Here is a 17,353-nt window from a genome sequence, read left to right as displayed (position 1 = left end):
GGGCGTCCTGCGGATCTTGCGCCGGCTCGCGTGCCCCCGCATCCCGCCTGGCCGCGTTGTCGTCGTCGCGCGTAGAACACCGCTACGCGCTCCTCCTCCGCCTTGCCAGCCGGGCGCGGATGGCCCGCTCACTTTCGCCGCCTGATCCGCAGGACACGCCCTAGATCTCGCGGACCATGGTGTCGGCGTTCTCGTCGCCGCCCACGATCTCGAACCCCTCGGCCGCGTAGAGCGCGGCCGCGTGGTTGGTGCGTTCGACGCTCAGGCTGAGCCGGGGAACCCCCGCCGCCCGCGCCTGCTCGACGATCGCCCGGATCAGTGCCCGGCCCAGCCCGCGTCCGCGCGAGTCCGGCGCCACGGCGATGCTGACCTCGGGCACGTCCTCGGCGACGAAGCCGTACCCGGGCCTGTCGGCGGGGAAGTAGCGCCACCAGGCCGCGCCGACCGGCCGGCCCAGCGCGGCGGTGCCCCCGGACTCGTCCCCGGAGTCGTCCCCGGCCACGGCGACCACGCCCTGCTCACCCGGTGCCGGCCAGCCCTCGACGTACTTCCGCAGCGCCGGGTCCGCCCAGAACTGCTCGGGGGTGAACGCCGGCCGGTCCGGTGACCAGTTGAACGCTTCCAGTGTCATCTCGGCGATGAAGCCGGCGTCGTCGGCGGTGGCGGCGCGCAGGGTGTGGGCGGGGCGGCCGGCGCCAGGCTCGGTGGGGTTCGCGGGGTGCACCCGGGCAGTGTGCCCGGCCGCGAGACGCCTCGCCAGCAGAATTCCGTACGAACGAACCGTCCGCTCAGCGGCGCCCGCTGTCCGGCTCGTCGGCGATCTGCCCGCACAACTCGACGCAGCCGGCGCAGATCGCGGTGTCCGGCCCGGCGACCAGCTGCCCGACCTCGGCGCCGGGGCGGCCGCAGAACCCGCAGGCGGCGGCGTCCCGGTCGGTGCCACCCATGCCATCGGCGACCAGGGTGAGTCGGTCGGCCGCCTCGGGGGAGTCCGGCTCCTCACCGGCCAGCAGTTGAGCGGCGTCGTCGACGCACTCCCGGCAGACGAAGACCTCCGGCCCGGCGATCAGCCGGTCGGTCCGCAGCCCGTCGCGGCCGCAGAACGAGCAGCGCAACCCGGCCCGGCCCAGCCGCCGGCGTACGTCGTCGTAGCGGCCGAAGTCGGCCTCGGCGAGGATCTGCGCCGCCACGCCCTTGCCCTCCCGCAGGAGAGCCAGCAGCAGGTGCTCGCCGCGGGCGAGGTCCGCGCGGTCGTGCCTGGCCTCGCGCAGCGCCAGCTCGACGACCTTCGCCGCCCGCGGTGTCATCGGGACCAGCTCCGCGTCCACGGACTCGGTGCCACGGCCGATGAGGCGCTCCACGCCCGCACGGGCGGTCTCGAGGTCGACACCGGCGGCGGACAGCAACCGGCCGGTGGTGCCCTGGTCGGCCCGGATCAGCCCGAGCAGCAGGGACTCGGTGCCGATGTAGTTGTGCCCGAACCCGACCGCCTCCTCCCGCGCGAGGTCGAGCACGTGCCGGGTATCGGCGAACAACCGGTCGTACCCGGGTACGCCAGGCGGGCCGGAGTGTTCGGCCCCTGACTGGTCGGGACCGTTCCGGCGCTCGGCCCGGCGGGTCAGCCGGCGCTCGGTCCGCTCCCGGCGCTCCTCGGCCTGGGCCTTGCGCCGCTCAGCGCGTTCGGCACGCTGCCGGTCGCGCTCAGCGCGGTCCCGGTCCTGCTCGGCCCGGCCGCGGTCGCGCTCGGCGCGTTCCCGGTCCCGTTCGGTGCGGTCGCGGTCCCGTTCGGTGCGGTCGCGGTCGCCGCGCTCGGCGGACCTGCGGGCCGCGGCGGGATCACCCGCGTCGACCACCTGGTGGACCCGCTGGTGGCTGAGGTCGAGGGCGTCGGCGATCTCCCGCATGGAGCCGCCGCCGGCGTGGAGGACCCGGATCGCGTAGTGGTAGTCGGCCTGGGCAATCTCGGCGTCGTGCTGGAGGGAGACGAGCCGCTCCCGGGCGGTACGCGCCTTGGCGAGGAGTTCTTCGTCCAACGTCATTCGTCCACTGTGCTAGACGGCGGAGAGGCCGTCAAGCGGCATAGACAGTTTGTCCACCCTGCTGGACGCGACGCCGGGACGACGCGCCGTTCCCGCGTGATCGGGCGCCGGGAGCCGGTCCCTAAACTTCACCGCATGAGTGCGCCGCAGCGGCCCGAGTCCGCGCCCGAGCTTCCGCAGACGTTCGTTCCGGCCGAGGTGGAAGGCACGCTCTACGAGCGGTGGGTCGAGCGCGGCTACTTCACCCCGAGCGGCAAGCCCGACGCCACGCCGTACTCCATCGTCATCCCGCCGCCGAACGTCACCGGCTCCCTGCACGTGGGCCACGCTCTCGACCACACGATCCAGGACGTCCTGGTGCGCAGGCGCCGGATGCAGGGCTTCGACACGCTGTGGCTGCCCGGCATGGACCACGCCGGCATCGCCACCCAGAACGTCGTCGAACGCGAGCTTGCCAAGGAAGGCCTGTCCCGCCACGACCTCGGCCGGGAGGCGTTCGTGGAGCGAGTGTGGCGGTGGAAGGCCGAGTCCGGAGGCAAGATCCTCGGCCAGATGCGCCGGCTCGGCGACTCGGTCGACTGGACCCGCGAGCGGTTCACCATGGACGAGGGGCTCTCGCAGGCCGTCGGGACGATGTTCAAGCGGCTGTACGACGACGGGCTGATCTACCGCGCCGAGCGGATCATCAACTGGTGCCCCCGCTGTCTCACCGCCCTGTCCGACATCGAGGTGGAGCACTCCGACGACGACGGTGAGCTGGTCTCCATCCGCTACGGCGACGGCGACAACTCCCTCGTGGTCGCCACCACCCGCGCGGAGACGATGCTCGGTGACACCGCCGTCGCGGTGCACCCCGACGACGAGCGCTACGCCCACCTGGTCGGCACCGACGTCGAGCTTCCGCTGACCGGCCGCCGCATCCCGGTGGTGGCCGACGAGCACGTCGACCCGGAGTTCGGCACCGGCGCGGTGAAGGTCACCCCCGCCCACGACCCCAACGACTTCGAGATCGGCCGCCGGCACGACCTGCCCAGCCTGGTGATCATGGACGAGCACGGCGTGATCACCACGCACGGGCCGTTCCAGGGGCTGGACCGGTTCGAGGCGCGGCCGGCCGTGGTCGCCGCGCTGCGGGCCGACGGGCGGATCGAGCGCGAGGTCCGGCCGTACCGCCACGCCGTCGGCCACTGCCAGCGCTGCGACACCGTGGTCGAGCCCCGGGTTTCCCTGCAGTGGTTCGTGAAGGTGGAGCCGCTGGCCAGTGCCGCAAGCGACGCCGTGCGGTCGGGCCGGATCGCGATCCACCCGCCCGAGCTCGCCAAGCGCTACTTCTCCTGGGTCGACAACATGCACGACTGGTGCATCTCGCGCCAGCTGTGGTGGGGCCACCGCATCCCGGTCTTCTACGGGCCGAACGGCGAGGTGGTGTGCGTCGGTCCGGACGAGCAGCCGCCCACCGGCCCGGGCTGGACCCAGGACGAGGACGTGCTGGACACGTGGTTCTCGTCCGGGCTGTGGCCGATCTCCACCCTCGGCTGGCCCGCGCAGACCCCCGACCTGGCGCGCTACTACCCGACCAGCGTGCTGGTCACCGGCTACGACATCCTGTTCTTCTGGGTCGTGCGCATGGCGATGTTCGGGCTGTACGCCATGCAGGACCGCGGCCCCGCCGACAGCGTGCCGTTCCGCGAGATCGTCCTGCACGGCATGGTTCGCGACGCGCACGGCAAGAAGATGTCGAAGTCGTTCGGCAACGTCATCGACCCGCTGGACTGGATCGACCGCTACGGCGCCGACGCGACCCGCTTCACCCTGGCCCGCGGCGCCAACCCCGGCTCCGACGTACCCATCACCGAGGAGTGGGCGCAGGGCTCGCGCAACTTCGCCACCAAGCTGTGGAACGCCTCCCGCTTCGCGCTGATGAACGGCGCGTCCGCCGGGCTGCCGGTGCCTGCGGCGGACAGGCTGTCCAGCGCGGACCGGTGGATCCTGTCCCGCCTGCACACGGTGATCGCCGAGGTCGACGCGTCCTACGACGGCTACGAGTTCGCCAGGGCGTGCGAGGCGATCCAGGCCTTCGCGTGGGGTGAGTTCTGCGACTGGTACGTCGAGCTTGCCAAGACGTCGTTGACAGCGGGCGGGGACGCGGCACAGGCCACCCGGGCGGTGCTCGGGCACGTCCTGGACCGGCTGCTGCGGCTGCTGCACCCGGTGATGCCGTTCGTCACCGAGGAGCTGTGGCTCGCCCTGACGCAAGGCGGCGTTGACGGTGAGGCCGCGGGCGCCGCCACGGGCGAGGCCGAGCGGTCGCTGGTGGTGGCCTCGTGGCCGGTGCCGGAGCAGGCGTACGCCGACAAGGCCGCGGAGGCCGAGATCGCTTCCCTGCAACGGCTGGTGACCGAGGTCCGGCGGTTCCGTTCCGACCAGGGCCTGCGGCCCGGGCAGCGGGTGCCGGCCCGGCTGGTCGGCATCGAGGCGGGCGTCCTCGCCGCGCACGAGCCTGCGATCCGCACGCTGCTGCGGCTGGAGGAGGCAGGACCGGACTTCACCGCGTCGGCGTCCCTGCCGGTCGGCGACGTCCGCGTCGAGCTGGACACCGCCGGCACGATCGACGTGGCGGCCGAGCGGCGGCGGCTGGAGAAGGACCTCGGTAACGCCCGCAAGGACCGCGACCAGGCCCAGCGCAAGCTCGGCAACGCGGAGTTCCTCGCCAAGGCGCCGCAACAGGTGGTTGACAAGGTGAACCGCCAGTACGCCACGGCCGAGGCCGACATCGCCCGGCTGGAGGCGCAGCTCGCCGCCCTGCCCGCCGGCTGACCCCGGTGCCGTCAATCGAGGCAGCTCTGCGGTCGCTCACCGACGCCCTGCCGGGGATGGTGGACGACCTGGGGACGCTGGTGCGCCAGGAGTCGCCGTCGGCGGACCTGGCCGCGGTGGCCGCCAGCGCGGACGTGGTCGCCGAGCTCGGGGAACGCCTGACCGGGCAGGCGCCGGAGCGCATCGTCGCCGACGGGCGTACCCACCTGCGGTGGCGTTTCGGCGACGCGTCGGACGGGCGGCGGGTGTTGCTGCTCGGGCACCACGACACGGTGTGGCCGGTGGGTTCGCTGACCGAACACCCCTGGCAGGTGCACGACGGCAGGGCGTACGGCCCGGGCTGCTTCGACATGAAGGCCGGGCTGGTGCAGTTGTTCCACGCCCTGTCGGTCCTGCCCAGCCGCGACGGAGTGACCGTCCTGGTGACCGGTGACGAGGAGGTCGGCGCCCCGAGCTCGCGCGGCCTGATCCAGCAGGAGGCCCGCGCCGGCGCCGCGGCGTTCGTACTCGAGGCGAGCGCGGACGGCGGTGCCCTGAAGACCGCGCGCCGGGGCGTGTCCCACTACGAGGTGCGGGTGCGCGGCCGGGCCGCGCACGCCGGACTCGAACCCTGGAACGGCGCCAACGCCGGCGTCGCCCTCGCCCACCTCGTGGTGGGGCTCGCCGACCTGGACGAGGGGCCGCACGGCCCGACCGTGACCCCGACCGTGCTGGCTGCCGGAACCACGAACAACACCGTGCCGGCCGACGCGTCCGTTCACGTCGACGTACGAGTGGCCTCGGCAGCCGATCGGGATCGGATCGACGCCGCTATCCGCGACCTCGACCCGGTGGTCCCCGGCACGGCCGTGGACGTGCGGGCCGGCTGGGCGCATCCTCCGCTGGAGCCGTCGGCCACGGCGGAGTTGTTCGCGCTGGCCCAGCGGGCGGCCGGCGAGCTCGGGCTCGAACCCCTGACCGGCGCGAGCGTCGGTGGCGCCTCGGACGGCAACATCGCGGCCGGCGTGGGCACCCCCACCCTGGACGGGCTGGGCGCGGTCGGTGCCGACGCCCACGCGCCGGGGGAGTACGTCGAGGTCGCGCACCTGCCCCGCCGCGCGGCACTGCTGGCGCGCCTCGTCGAACTGGTCCGCGATCAGCCACGCTGAGCCCGCGATGGCGACCCCTTGCGGCGGCTCGGCGCCCGAGCGCGAAACAATGCCCGGGTGACTACACGAGCAGGAGTTGGTCGCCATGGCGCGCGGTGATGGCGGCCGGGCGGACCAGGCCGCGCAGACCGACCGGGCCGCCCAGGAGGCCTACGCCGAGGTGGAGCGGGCGCTGCTGCGCCGCCTGCCCGAGCACAAGTCGGTCGAAGGCCCCACCCTCGAGCGGATCCGGCTGCTGTGCGAGCTGCTGGGTGAGCCGCAGCACGCCGCGCCGGTGATCCACCTGACCGGCACCAACGGCAAGACGTCCACCGCCCGGATGGTCGACTCGCTGCTGGCGGCGTTCGGAGTCCGGGCGGGCCGGCTGACCAGCCCGCACCTGGCCGAGATCCGGGAGCGGATCAGCCTGGCCGGGGAGCCGGTGTCGCCGGAGCGGTTCGTGCAGGCCTACCACGAGGTGATGCCGTTCGTGGACCTCGCCGACCCGCGGCTGGACCGGCCGCTGTCCTTCTTCGAGATCGTCACCGCCATCGGGTTCGCCGTCTTCGCCGACGCCCCGGTCGACGCCGCGGTGCTGGAAGTCGGGCTCGGCGGCCGGTTCGACGCCACCAACGTCGCCGACGGCCGGGTCGCGGTGGTGACCCCGGTGGCGGTCGACCACGCGCAGTACCTCGGCGACACGCCCGCCGAGATCGCCGGGGAGAAGGCCGGGATCATCAAGCCGGGCGCGGTCGCGGTGATCGCCCAGCAGGAGGTCGAGGTCGCGGAGGTGCTGATGCGCCGGGCCGCGGAGGTCGGCGCCTCGGTGGCGCGGGAGGGCCTGGAGTTCGGCGTCGTCAACCGCGACCTCGCGGTCGGCGGGCAGCAACTCACCCTGCAGGGCCTGCACGGCACGTACGACGAGATCTTCCTCCCGCTGCACGGCGTCCACCAGGCTCACAACGCGTCGGTGGCACTGGCTGCGGTCGAGGCCTTCCTCGCCGGCGGGGTCACCGAGGGCGAGGGGCTGGACGCCGACCTGGTCCGCGAGGGCTTCGCCAACGTCAGCTCGCCCGGGCGCCTCGAGGTTGTCCGCCGCAGCCCGACCGTGTTGCTCGACGCGGCGCACAACCCGCACGGTGCCACCGCGACCGCGGCGGCCGTCACCGAGTCGTTCTCGTTCGAGCCCCTGATCGGCGTGGTCGGGGTGATGGCGGACAAGGACGTGGAGGGGGTGCTGGAGGCGTTCGAGCCGGTGCTGAGCCGGATCGTGTGCACCCAGAACTCCACCACGCGCGCCATGCCGGCCGCCGAGCTCGCCGAGATCGCGATGGACATCTTCGGCGAGGAACGCGTCGACCTCGCCCCGCGTCTGGACGAGGCGCTGGACCTCGGCATGCGGCTGGCGGAGGAGGAGGCAGCGGCCTTCGGCTCCGGCGGCGTGCTGGTCACCGGCTCGGTCATCACCGCCGGCGAGGCGCGGGTCCTGCTCGGGGGACGGTGACGGCGTGCGCTCGGTACTCGCGGCGATCCTCGTCTTCGAGGCGATCATCGTCGGCCTGGCCATCCCGGTGGCCGTGTCGATCGAGGACGTCAGCGGCGGCCGGGCCGGCGCGGTCGGTGGCGGGATCGCCGTCGCCTGTCTCATCACGGCGGGCCTGCTGCGCTATCCCGCCGGCCGGGTGGTCGGGTCGGTGCTGCAGGTGGTCGCGATCGCGCTGGGTGTCGTCGTACCCCTGATGTTCTTCCTCGGCGCGATCTTCGCCGTGCTGTGGTTCGTCTGCCTCGTCCTCGACCGGCGCATCGTCGCGCTCCGGGCCGACCGGGACCGCACCCAGTGACCGGTTACGCTGCGCATCCTGTCCATCCTGTTGGTTCTGTCCGTTCCGCCGAGCCGGCCTCCCCGTGTGCCGGCCCCACTCATCGCGAGGAGTCCGCGTGTCCGAGCGCACCCTGGTCCTGATCAAGCCCGACGCCGTACGCCGTGGCCTGGTCGGCGAGATCCTGAGCCGTTACGAACGCAAGGGGCTCTCCCTGGTCACGCTCGAACTCCGCACCATCGACGCGGCGATGGCCGACGCCCACTACGCCGAGCACGTGGAGAAGGCCTTCTACCCGCCGCTGCGCGACTTCGTGACCAGCGGCCCGCTGGTCGCGGCCGTGCTGGAGGGTGACCAGGCGGTCGAGGTCGTGCGGGCGCTCAACGGCGCGACCGACGCCCGGAAGGCGGCCGCCGGCACCATCCGCGGCGACCTCGCGCTGTCCAACCGGGAGAACCTCGTGCACGGCTCCGACTCGGCCGAGTCCGCGGCCCGCGAGATCGCTCTCTGGTTCCCGAAGGTCTAGAGTCTGCCGCGGCCCCGGGGCCGCTCTCGCCTAGCCCGCTCCGGCGACCGTGAGGACCACCAGCCCGAGGTTCAGCGCGGTGACCACGGTGGCGACCACCCCGGCCGCCACCGTGGTGACCGGGTGGTTGGTGGCCTCGCCCATCAGTCGCCGGCGGGCGGTGAGCAGCACCAGCGGCACCACCGCGAACGGCACCCCGAACGACAGCACCACCTGCGACAACACCAGCGCCCGGGTGGGGTCGACGCCGATCCCGAGCAGCAGCAGGGCCGGTGCCAGCGTCACCAGCCGCCGCACCAACAGCGAGATCCGCCGGCGCAGCAGCCCCTCCATGATCATCGCGCCGGCGTAGCAGCCGACCGAGGTGGACGCCAGCCCGGAGGCGAGCAGCCCCACCGCGAAGACCACCGCGATCCCACCGCCGAGCTGGTCGGCGATCGCGGCGTACGCGCCTTCCAGCCGGTCCGTGCCCGGCACACCGCGCAGTGCCGTGGCGGCGGCCAGCAGCAGGCCGAGGTTGACGGTGCCCGCCAGCACCATCGCCACCAGCACGTCGATCCGGGTGACGACGAGATAGCGCCGGACCACCCCGCCCGCGCGCCGGCGTACCCGGGCGGCGGTGGCGTCCTCCGCCCGGTCAGCGGTCGGATGCCGTCCCGCGGAGGTCCAGGCGGCGAGCCGCCGCGCGGCCGGCCCGTCGGCGGCCAGCCCGGAGTGCAGGTAGACCGCGTGCGGCATCAACGTCGCGCCGAGCATCGCCGTGGCCAGCAGCACGCTGTCCAGCCCGGCGAACCCCGGCACCAGCCCGGCGGCGACCTCGCCCGGCGCCGGCGGGGAGACGACCAGGCCGGCGAGGAAACCGACTGTCACGACCAGCAGGAACGACACGATGACGCGTTCGAACGGACGGCGGCCGAGCCGGTCGTGCACTGCCAGCACCGCCATCGACACGGTGCCGGTCACCAGCCCGCCGACCAGCAGCGGCAGGTCGAACAGCAAGGCCAGTGCGATCGCGCCGCCCACCACCTCGGCGAGGTCGGTGGCGATCGCGACGAGCTCGGCCTGCAGCCAGTACGCCAACCGGGCCGGCCGGGACAGCTCCTCCGCGACCAGCGCCGGCAGGGAACGCCCGGTGACCAGGCCCGCCTTGGCGGAGAGGTACTGCACCAGCCCGGCCATCAGGTTGGCGGCGACGATCACCCAGACCAGCAGGTAGCCGTAGGTCGCGCCGGCGGTGACGTTGGTGGCGACGTTGCCGGGATCGACGTAGGCGACCGCGGCGACCATCGCAGGACCGAGCAGCGCCGCCCCGGAGCGCTTTCGTACGCCGGACCGCGGTCCACCGGCTCGGCTGCTCGCGCCCCGAGCGCCCCCCGTACCCCCGGTCGTGGTCGGCATCGGGGTCCGCGGTCAGCCTCGGCCCTAGGCCTGGGCGCCGGTCAGCGCACGCACCCGCCGCAGCACCTCCGGCGCCCCCAGCGCCCGGGCGACCGAGAACAGGTCGGGGCTGCGGGTGGAGCCGGTGAGCGCCACCCGGATCACCTGGGCGGCCTCGCGGATGGAGCCGGGGTAGGCGTCCGGGTCGCGCTTGTACTCCTTGGCGTTCTTGGCGAAGCCGTGCCGGGAGGCGAGGTCGCGGATCTGGCCGAACCACTCCTGCGGGTCGTCCAGCTCCTGGTACCCGTCCGCGAACTCCGCCGCCAGCGTGCGCACGATCGCCGGGTCCAGCCCGCCCAGCCGCTCGTCGGCGGGGTCGTCGACCAGCGGGAACAGCGCCGGGAAGAAGAAGCCGTACACCGGCCGGAAGTCCGACCACCGGCGCAGGTCCTTGCGGGGGTTCTCCACCCCATCGCGCTCGACGGCCAGCGCGCGCAGGGCCAGGTCGTGGTCGTTCGCCACGACCTCCACCAGCTCGGGGTCGTACGTCCGCGCCCATGCCGAGAGCTGGTCGAGGATCTCCTCACCGGAGAGGGTGGCGATGTGGTCGGCGCTGATGTCGGACAGCTTCACCACGTCGACCAGGGGACCGGCCACACCGCAGTCGGCCAGCCGGATCGGCGCCGCCAGCGCCTCCGCCATCGGCAGGTCGGCGAGCCGGCCGTTGGCCAGGCCGCGCAGGTAGTACTGCGTGGCCGGCGCGGGGTAGCCCGCCTCCAGGAAGAAGTCGACCGACGCCTCGGGGTCCTTGCGCTTGGACAGCTTGCGCTTGCTGCCGCCGTCCTGCTTGTTCAGCGGCGCGATGTGGGCGTACTCCGGCGCCTCGAAGCCCAGCGCCTCGAACAGCTGCAGGTGCAGCGGCACCGACGAGATCCACTCGTCGGCGCGGATCACCAGGTTGACCCGCATCAGGTGGTCGTCCACGGCATGCGCGAAGTGGTACGTCGGCAGCCGCGGCTCCTGCGCGGAGGTCTTCAGGATCACCACGTCGTTGCGGTTGGACTCGTGGGAGAGCTCGCCCCGGATGGCGTCGGTGAAGCGGGTCCGTGCGCCCGGGCGCGCCGGGGCGCGGAAGCGGACGACGTACGGCGCACCGTCGGCGAGCTTGGCCCGCACGGCGTCGGGCTCGGCGTCGCGCCAGATCGCCCACCGCCCGTAGTAGCCGGTCGGCAGCTTCGTCTTCTGCTGCGTCGCGGTGATCTGCGCCAGCTCCTCCTTGGTGGCGAAGCAGAGGTAAGCCTTGTCCTGGCGCAGCAGCTCGCGGACGTAGCTGAGGTAGATGTGCGAACGCCGGGACTGGCGGTACGGGCCGTAGTCGCCGGGCAGGTCCTCGGCCTCGTCCGGCTTCACCGCGAAGTAGGCGAAGGCCCGGTCGAACTGCTCCAGCGCGCCGGGAACCTCACGGGCCTGGTCGGTGTCCTCGATCCGGAAGATGTAGCGGCCACCGGACTCGTCGGCGACGGACCGGTCGATGATCGCGACGTAGAGGAGACCGAGGTGGGCCGACCCGGTGGGCGACGGACCGACCCGCGTCACCTTCGCGCCCTCGGGCAGCTGCCGGGGCGGGTACTGCTGTTCCCAGTACGCCGGCTCGGGCAGGTCCGCGGGGAAGAGGGCGTCGATTTCGGCGCGATCGAGCATCGCTGGTGATCTCCGTTGCGACGACATGGGTGGGGTTCGTCTGTCGACCCTATGCGAGCACCGCCACCGGGCGGCGACCGGTAGGCCGGTGATCACCCGGGTGGCGGGTCGCCGTGACGTGCGGCCAGGCGGACGCCGCGGTCGCGGACAGCGGCCCGCAACTCCGCAGGCGCCAGCACGTCGACGTCGCAGTCCAGCCCGGCGACGAACGACATCAGTGGCCCCAGCTCGTTGGCGGCCACCCGCAGGATCGTGGACGGCTCGTCGCCGTCCGGTTCGCCGTCCGGCTCGACGACACCGACGCTGGGCGGGAACCGCCGCCGGGCCTCCGCCAGGTCGAACGGCACCCGGAGCCGGGCCTGGATCGACCACGGTGCGAGGTTGGTCCCTTCCGACACCATGGCGATGGCGTCCGGCGGGTCGGTGTGCTCGTACCGCCGGCCGGTCAGCACCGGGTCCCGCACCCGGTCGACCCGGAACGTCCGCCAGTCGTCGCGGTCCCGATCTCGGGCCACGAGGTACCACCGCCGGCCGGTGTGCACGATCCGGTACGGCTCGACCGACCGCTCGCTGACCTGTCCGTGGTGGTCGAGGTAGCCGAACCGAACGCCTTCCGTACGCCGGCACCCGGTGGCCAGCACGACCAGGACGTCGGCGTCCACCAGGGCAAGGTCCGGCCCGGGCAGTTGCACCGTGCTCGCCCGGACGGCGCTCACGCGTTCGCGCAACCTGGCGGGCAGGACCTGGTCCAGCTTCGCCAGCGCCGCGACGGCGCCGTCCGCCACACCGGACACGGCTGTGGTCGCGGCGACGCCGAGCCCGACCGCGATGGCCACCGCCTCGTCGTCGTCCAGCAGCAGCGGAGGCAGCCGGCCGTCGGCGGCGAGCCGGTAGCCGCCGTGCGTACCCAGATCGGCGCGTACGGGGTAGCCGAGGGAACGCAGCCGGGTGACGTCGCGACGGACGGTGCGCGGGGTGACCCCGAGGCGTTCGGACAGCTCCTCTCCGGGCCAGTGCGGGCGGGCCTGAAGGAGGGAGAGCAGCCGGAGCAGGCGGGCGGCGGTGTCCATGACGTCCATGACCCGGCGATTCTTCCGCGCCGACCCTTCCGGGGACCAGACCCCCAGCGTCGGCTCGGCCGCCTCCGCCGGTTGTCGGTGGGCGGTGGCATGCTCCGCACACCCTGATCCGCGATCCCGCTTCCGCCCGGGAGGTCCCCATGGGACGACCTGCGAACGACACCGCGAACCAGCCCGCGAACCACACCGCGGGCCGAACCGACGAAGATCACTGCACCGGCTGGCCGGAGGAGGCGTTCGACGTGCTGCTGCGGCTGGACGGCGACCCGACCCTGGCCGAGCGCGAACGACAGCGCCGCGATCGAGAGCGGCTGGTCCGCCGGCCGATGCTCGCGTTGCTGCGGGACGTGGCCGCCGCCGACGAGGCCTACGAGGATTTCCACGTCTGGGGTTTCGCCAAGATGCTGTGGCCGTGGCAGCGGCAGGTCGGCATGGTCCGGGTCGCGCCCAACGTCGAGCTGGGGGTGTCGTTCGACCTGGACGGCCTGGCCGTCCAGTGCTCGTGGTGGTACGCGCCGGGTGAGCAGGTCGAGCGTTACCGGGCCGCGGTCGCCGGCGACGCCGGCGCGGAGCTGGCGGAGGTCGTCGAGGACCTGAGCGAGGAGGGGTACGAGATCGGCGGTGATCTGCTCAAGCGGGTGCCCCGCGGCTTCCCGCCTGACCATCCCCGAGCGGACCTGCTGCGGCACCGGACGCTGACCGCTTCCCGGCCGGTCGGCGGCGAGGCCTGGCTGCACACGCCGGAGGTGGTCGACCGGGTGCTCGCGGAGTTCGCCGCGCTCCGCCCGATGACCTCGTGGTTCGCCGGGAATGCCGGACCGGAGCTGTCCGCCACCGGGGCTAGCGTTCGGCTATGACCACCCCGACGGACGCATCCACCGACCTTCCGGCCAGCAGCTCCATGAAGGCTCACCTGCTCGAACTCTCCGACTACGCCTGGCAGCGACTGCGCCACCGGCTCGGCGGCCTCACCGACGAGGAGTACCTCTGGGAGCCGGTGCCCGGCGTCTGGACGGTCCGGCCGACCGGGGACGGCGGCCACGCCGCCGACGGTTCGGCCCTGCCACCGCAGCCGGCGCCGTTCACCACTCTGGCCTGGCGGATCGCTCACATTGCCGGCCTCCTGGGAGAGGACCGCACCGCCACCTGGCTCGGACTGCCGGTCGGCGCCGACCAGGAGCCGGCGCCGCAGGGCACCGCCGCCGCGGCGATCGCGGCCATCGAACGCGCGCACGCGATCTGGCGCCGCCGGCTCGCAGCCGTGACCGACGAGGCACTGGCCCGGCCGATGGGTGAGATCGCCGGGCCGTTCGCCGAGTCCGACGGTGCCGCGTTCGTGCTGCACATCCTGGACGAGCTGATCCACCATGGTGCGGAGATCGGAGTGGTCCGCGACCTGTACGCACACCAGCGCCCCCAGGACCCGTTCGCCGACGCGTGCCTCCGCGGTGACCGGGCGGAGGCGGAGCGGCTCAGTGCCCAGGACCCGGGCGTGGTCGAACGCCTTCGCCAGGAGGATCCCGGCATCGTCTCCCGGGCCGCCTCGCGCCAACGCTGGGATGCCGTACGCCTGCTCGTCGACCTCGGGTTCGGCGTCGACGCGCCCGAGCGTTCGTCGGCGCCGTCTCCGCTCCACTACGCGGCCGGGGCGGGCGCGCTCGACGTGGCACGGCTCCTCGTCGAGCGCGGCGCCGACCTCGACCGGGTGGACACGGCTCACCAGGCCACCCCGCTCGGTTGGGCCGAGCACTTCGGTCATGCCGAGACGGTGGCTTACCTCAGGTCCGTGCGCCGGTGACCTCGTGCGTCTGGACGCCGCGCGCTTCGGCTCCGGCACCGGGCGCGAACCCGGCCTCGGCGCCGGCTCAGGATCCGGCTCGCTGGTGCCCGAACCGCACCGGGGTCCACCGGCCGGAGTGCGCGGCGGGGTCGACCCGTCGCTGCGGCCCGGCGGGCACCTCGGGTGCGGGCAGGATCTGGGGCGCGGCCTCGCCCGCCTCCACCATCCGGGCGGCGAGCCGTTCCCGCAGCTGGTCCGCGACCTGCCGGTGGGAGGTCAGCCCGGCCAGGTTGCGGAGTTCGTACGGGTCGTTGGCCAGGTCGTACAACGCCGTCTCCACGTACCGCGTGCCCGCCGGGTCGTCCCAGGGGTGCGCGTCGGGGTCGACGGCGTAGTACTTCCATCGGGACGTACGGATCGCGCGGCCCACCTCCGACTCGCTGACCTGGACGAACACCTCCTCCGGCCAGTCCGCACCCGGATCGCGGACCAGCGGCAGGAACGACCGGCCCTGCATCTGTTTCGGCACGTCCACTCCGGCCGCGTCGAGCAGGGTCGGCGGCAGGTCGATCGTGCTCACCGGCCGGTTCAGCGCACCGCCGGCGTCGAAGCCGGGTCCGCGCAGGGCGAGCGGCACGCGGATGGAGGCGTCGTGGCAGGAGCGCTTGTACTCCCCGTTGCGGGTCTTGAAGTGGCTGCCGTGGTCGGAGGTGAAGGCCAGGATCGTGTCGTCGAGCAGGTTCAGGCTGCGCAGCGCGTCGACCAACCGGCCGAGTCCCTCGTCGACGCGGCGGATCTGCCCGCAGTAGCCACCGAGGTGCTGGTGCGCCGTGCCGCCCTGGGCTGACAGCGTGGCGAGGTCCGGTGGGAGCCAGCGTCCCTGGTAGCGCTCGGCGTACCCGTCCGGTGCCGGGTAGGTGTCCACCTCGTTCTGGTGGTGCGGTTCGATCAGCGACACGAAGAGGAAGAACGGCCGCGCCGTGCCCGACCCGTCCGGGCTGGTCTGGTCGGCGACGAACCGGATCGCCGCGTCGATGACCGCGTCGGACCGGTAGCCCGGCAGCATCACCGGCCGGCCGTCGTCGTCGAACATCACGGTGCGGTAGGCGTCGGAGACGAACTCCAGCACGTTCGCACCGAGCCAACTCTGGTAGCCGCCACGTTTGCCCGGCGGCACCGGTTCCTCGTCTGCCAGGTGCCACTTGCCGATGTATCCGGTGGAGTAGCCCGCCTCGGCGAAGCAGCCGGCCAGCGTGGGTACGTCGGCGGGCAGCGTGCGGCCGTTGCGGAAGACGCCCGTGGTGGTGGGGTAGGCGCCGGTCTGGATGGCCGCCCGAGCCGGTGCGCACACCGGCTGCGGCGTACAGGCCTGCACCACATGTGTCCCGGCGCGCGCCATGGCGTCGAAGTTCGGGGTGAGGTCCAGCGGGTTGCCGTGCACCCCGGTGGTGTCCCAACGTTGCTGGTCGGTGAAGACGACCACCACGTTGGGCCTGGCGGACGGCGTACTGTCGGGCGCGGCGTCTGGCACGGTGGGACCTTCCTGTCGGTGAGGGGAGCCGGAGGTTGAGGAGTCACTTCAGGCCGATCGAGGTGCCCCCTCGGGTACGCCGTCGGGGACAGCTCGGATCAGGTGGTCTGAGTGGATGAACTCCTGCATCGACTCCCGAACGGGTCCATCAGAAGCGGTCAGGTCCGCGTTGGTCGAGATCGTGACCGGAAGCGGTTCCGGTGGGGAGTGCCGGTCCGCTTGGCCCGGAGGGGAATGCGCGGTAGGACGTACGCCGGACGCCGGGGGAGACCAGGGAGTCCAGCAGTGGGCCGGGAGAACCGTTCGCCGCGGACCAGAGCGCGGCCACGGGCCGGCCGGTCAGGCGTCGGGCAGGACCGTACGGCTGACGTTGACCGCGACGCTGAGCGTCACGCGCTCACCGCCGTCGGGCAGCGGGGGCTCACCGACCACGACCTCGGCGTCGTCGACGGCGCCGAGCGCGCGGGCGCGAGACGCCCAGTCTTCGATGTCGGCGAGAGTGAGTCCCGACCCGGTCGGGAGACACAAGAACGCGGCCATGCGGCACATCTTCCCATCAGACGCCGACACCTCCTACCCGGACCGGCTCCAGGCGTGGCGGGTAGGTAGAACTCCGGCTACCGGCCGCCCCGTCGCTCCCGCCGAGCGTCCCGCCGGGCCTGCCGAGCGTCGCGCAACGCGTCCCGGCGCTCGGACCGGGCCTCGGCGAGCGCGGACCTGCGCTGGGTCCGGGCCTCACCGAGGGCCGCGCCACGCTGGGCCCGCGCGTCGGCCAGGGCCTCGCGTCGGCTCGCCCGAGCGGCACGGAATCCGTCATAGGGCCGGGAGCTCGCCACTCGCAGGCCTCCGAGCACGGAGTACGCGCGAACCCGCAGCGTCGGCGCGTCGTCGCCGGCCACCTCGTCGACGTCGATACTCCGGCCGCCGAGCAGGCTGAACCCCTCGGTCACCACCGAGACCCCGGGCGGAACGGTCAGGCTGACGCCGCCGATGACCGACACCGAGGTCAGCGTGACCTCCGGTGCGTCCAGTTGCGCCTCGCGCAGGTCGAGGTCGACACCGCCGATCAACGTGACCGACAGCAGGTGGTCGCGCATCCGCCAGCGCCCGCTGCGGCGCAGTCCGCCCAGTGGCGTCACGTGCCAGTCGGTGCGCCCGCGGCCGTGGGAGGGCCGTGCCGCCGCTTCGGCCTTCTCCTCGGTGCCGACCGGGAGGTCACGGAGGAGGGGCTCGAGCTCACCGCGGGTGCGGGCGGTGTAGGAGCGTTCGAGCCGGTCGCTGAACTCCTCCAGCGTCAGCCGGCCCTCGCCACACGCGGAGTTGAGCCGGGAGACGACCGCCTCCCGCTCGGCGTCGGAGGCCAGGATGTCGGCACCGCCGGCCGGCCGGGCGGGCCCCGGCTGCTCCGACGGGCGGGGTTCGGGTCGCTGGTCGTTCATGGCCGCCTTCTCCGTGCTGCGTTCGGTAGGTGGTGGGCCGATCCGCAGCGAACGGGCCGGGACAAGGCCGTGGCGTGTCCCGGTGGCCCACGCGCGGACATTATCCCCTCGTACTGA

General features: G+C 73.3%; 15 protein-coding genes. 7 read left to right on the top strand and 8 right to left on the bottom strand.

Annotated elements, in window-relative coordinates:
* Positions 1-160 precede the first annotated feature (160 nt).
* Positions 161-724 (bottom strand): N-acetyltransferase, encoded by a 564-nt coding sequence (locus ABZV93_RS22950; protein ID WP_354939452.1) that lies wholly within the window; start codon positions 722-724, stop codon positions 161-163.
* A 64-nt stretch (positions 725-788) separates the two neighbouring features.
* Positions 789-2,039 carry a ClpX C4-type zinc finger protein gene (locus ABZV93_RS22945; RefSeq protein ID WP_354939450.1) on the bottom strand — a complete coding sequence of 417 codons (1,251 nt, stop codon included), beginning with the start codon at positions 2,037-2,039 and terminating at the stop codon, positions 789-791.
* Positions 2,040-2,174: 135 nt separating this feature from the next.
* Here ABZV93_RS22945 and ABZV93_RS22940 point away from each other — a divergent pair, with 135 nt between their 5' ends.
* The 5 genes from ABZV93_RS22940 (at position 2,175) to ndk (ending at position 8,329) form a co-directional block, all read left to right on the top strand.
* On the top strand, positions 2,175-4,856 hold the full coding sequence (locus ABZV93_RS22940) for a valine--tRNA ligase (RefSeq protein ID WP_354939448.1): 2,682 nt from the start codon (positions 2,175-2,177) through the stop codon (positions 4,854-4,856).
* Positions 4,857-4,861: 5 nt separating this feature from the next.
* Positions 4,862-6,004, top strand: coding sequence for a M20 family metallopeptidase (locus ABZV93_RS22935; RefSeq protein WP_354939446.1), 1,143 nt, complete (start codon positions 4,862-4,864; stop codon positions 6,002-6,004).
* Between the two features lie 85 nt (positions 6,005-6,089).
* Entirely contained in the window at positions 6,090-7,487 is a 1,398-nt protein-coding gene (locus ABZV93_RS22930; RefSeq protein ID WP_354939444.1) for a folylpolyglutamate synthase/dihydrofolate synthase family protein, read from the top strand.
* A gap of 4 nt (positions 7,488-7,491) precedes the next feature.
* Complete coding sequence (locus tag ABZV93_RS22925; RefSeq protein WP_354939442.1) at positions 7,492-7,824, top strand: DUF4233 domain-containing protein; 333 nt, start codon at positions 7,492-7,494, stop codon at positions 7,822-7,824.
* Positions 7,825-7,921: 97 nt separating this feature from the next.
* Positions 7,922-8,329 carry a nucleoside-diphosphate kinase gene (gene ndk / locus ABZV93_RS22920; RefSeq protein ID WP_354939440.1) on the top strand — a complete coding sequence of 136 codons (408 nt, stop codon included), beginning with the start codon at positions 7,922-7,924 and terminating at the stop codon, positions 8,327-8,329.
* 30 nt (positions 8,330-8,359) lie between these two features.
* Here the strand turns inward: ndk and ABZV93_RS22915 are convergent, their stop codons facing one another.
* The 3 genes from ABZV93_RS22915 to ABZV93_RS22905 form a co-directional block, all read right to left on the bottom strand.
* Positions 8,360-9,616: an Nramp family divalent metal transporter gene (locus tag ABZV93_RS22915; RefSeq protein ID WP_354939643.1), complete on the bottom strand. Its 1,257-nt coding sequence runs from the start codon at positions 9,614-9,616 to the stop codon at positions 8,360-8,362.
* Positions 9,617-9,751: 135 nt separating this feature from the next.
* A complete protein-coding gene (locus ABZV93_RS22910) occupies positions 9,752-11,407 on the bottom strand; it encodes a glutamate--tRNA ligase family protein (protein ID WP_354939438.1) in 1,656 nt (551 codons plus the stop codon).
* A gap of 92 nt (positions 11,408-11,499) precedes the next feature.
* Complete coding sequence (locus tag ABZV93_RS22905) at positions 11,500-12,486, bottom strand: WYL domain-containing protein (protein ID WP_354939436.1); 987 nt, start codon at positions 12,484-12,486, stop codon at positions 11,500-11,502.
* Positions 12,487-12,626: 140 nt separating this feature from the next.
* Between ABZV93_RS22905 and ABZV93_RS22900 the strand changes: the two genes are divergently transcribed.
* Positions 12,627-13,343, top strand: a complete 717-nt coding sequence (locus ABZV93_RS22900) for a DUF2461 family protein (RefSeq protein ID WP_354939434.1) — start codon at positions 12,627-12,629, stop codon at positions 13,341-13,343.
* Complete coding sequence (locus ABZV93_RS22895; RefSeq protein WP_354939432.1) at positions 13,340-14,284, top strand: ankyrin repeat domain-containing protein; 945 nt, start codon at positions 13,340-13,342, stop codon at positions 14,282-14,284. The genes ABZV93_RS22900 and ABZV93_RS22895 overlap by 4 nt, the downstream gene beginning before the upstream one ends.
* Before the next feature lie 67 nt (positions 14,285-14,351).
* Here ABZV93_RS22895 and ABZV93_RS22890 read toward each other — a convergent pair whose 3' ends face one another.
* The 3 genes from ABZV93_RS22890 to ABZV93_RS22880 form a co-directional block, all read right to left on the bottom strand.
* A complete protein-coding gene (locus ABZV93_RS22890; protein WP_354939430.1) occupies positions 14,352-15,797 on the bottom strand; it encodes a sulfatase-like hydrolase/transferase in 1,446 nt (481 codons plus the stop codon).
* Between the two features lie 339 nt (positions 15,798-16,136).
* Complete coding sequence (locus ABZV93_RS22885; RefSeq protein ID WP_354939428.1) at positions 16,137-16,337, bottom strand: hypothetical protein; 201 nt, start codon at positions 16,335-16,337, stop codon at positions 16,137-16,139.
* A 77-nt stretch (positions 16,338-16,414) separates the two neighbouring features.
* Positions 16,415-17,236: a DUF1707 domain-containing protein gene (locus tag ABZV93_RS22880; protein WP_354939426.1), complete on the bottom strand. Its 822-nt coding sequence runs from the start codon at positions 17,234-17,236 to the stop codon at positions 16,415-16,417.
* Between the last annotated feature and the right edge of the window lie 117 nt (positions 17,237-17,353).

It is taken from the genome of Actinopolymorpha sp. NPDC004070 (assembly GCF_040610475.1).
Classification (GTDB): Bacteria; Actinomycetota; Actinomycetes; order Propionibacteriales; family Actinopolymorphaceae; genus Actinopolymorpha.
This window is presented reverse-complemented; position numbering and strand designations above follow the sequence as displayed.

What these genes read in the sequence shown, in the direction of transcription:
- ABZV93_RS22900 (WP_354939434.1), top strand. Translation starts at nt 12,627, where the DNA reads ATGGGACGACCTGCGAACGACACCGCGAACCAGCCCGCGAACCACACC.
- ABZV93_RS22905 (WP_354939436.1), bottom strand. Translation starts at nt 12,486, where the DNA reads ATGGACGTCATGGACACCGCCGCCCGCCTGCTCCGGCTGCTCTCCCTC.
- ABZV93_RS22945 (WP_354939450.1), bottom strand. Translation starts at nt 2,039, where the DNA reads ATGACGTTGGACGAAGAACTCCTCGCCAAGGCGCGTACCGCCCGGGAG.
- ABZV93_RS22880 (WP_354939426.1), bottom strand. Translation starts at nt 17,236, where the DNA reads ATGAACGACCAGCGACCCGAACCCCGCCCGTCGGAGCAGCCGGGGCCC.
- ABZV93_RS22915 (WP_354939643.1), bottom strand. Translation starts at nt 9,616, where the DNA reads ATGGTCGCCGCGGTCGCCTACGTCGATCCCGGCAACGTCGCCACCAAC.
- ABZV93_RS22885 (WP_354939428.1), bottom strand. Translation starts at nt 16,337, where the DNA reads ATGGCCGCGTTCTTGTGTCTCCCGACCGGGTCGGGACTCACTCTCGCC.
- ABZV93_RS22930 (WP_354939444.1), top strand. Translation starts at nt 6,090, where the DNA reads ATGGCGCGCGGTGATGGCGGCCGGGCGGACCAGGCCGCGCAGACCGAC.
- ABZV93_RS22895 (WP_354939432.1), top strand. Translation starts at nt 13,340, where the DNA reads ATGACCACCCCGACGGACGCATCCACCGACCTTCCGGCCAGCAGCTCC.
- ABZV93_RS22910 (WP_354939438.1), bottom strand. Translation starts at nt 11,407, where the DNA reads ATGCTCGATCGCGCCGAAATCGACGCCCTCTTCCCCGCGGACCTGCCC.
- ABZV93_RS22940 (WP_354939448.1), top strand. Translation starts at nt 2,175, where the DNA reads ATGAGTGCGCCGCAGCGGCCCGAGTCCGCGCCCGAGCTTCCGCAGACG.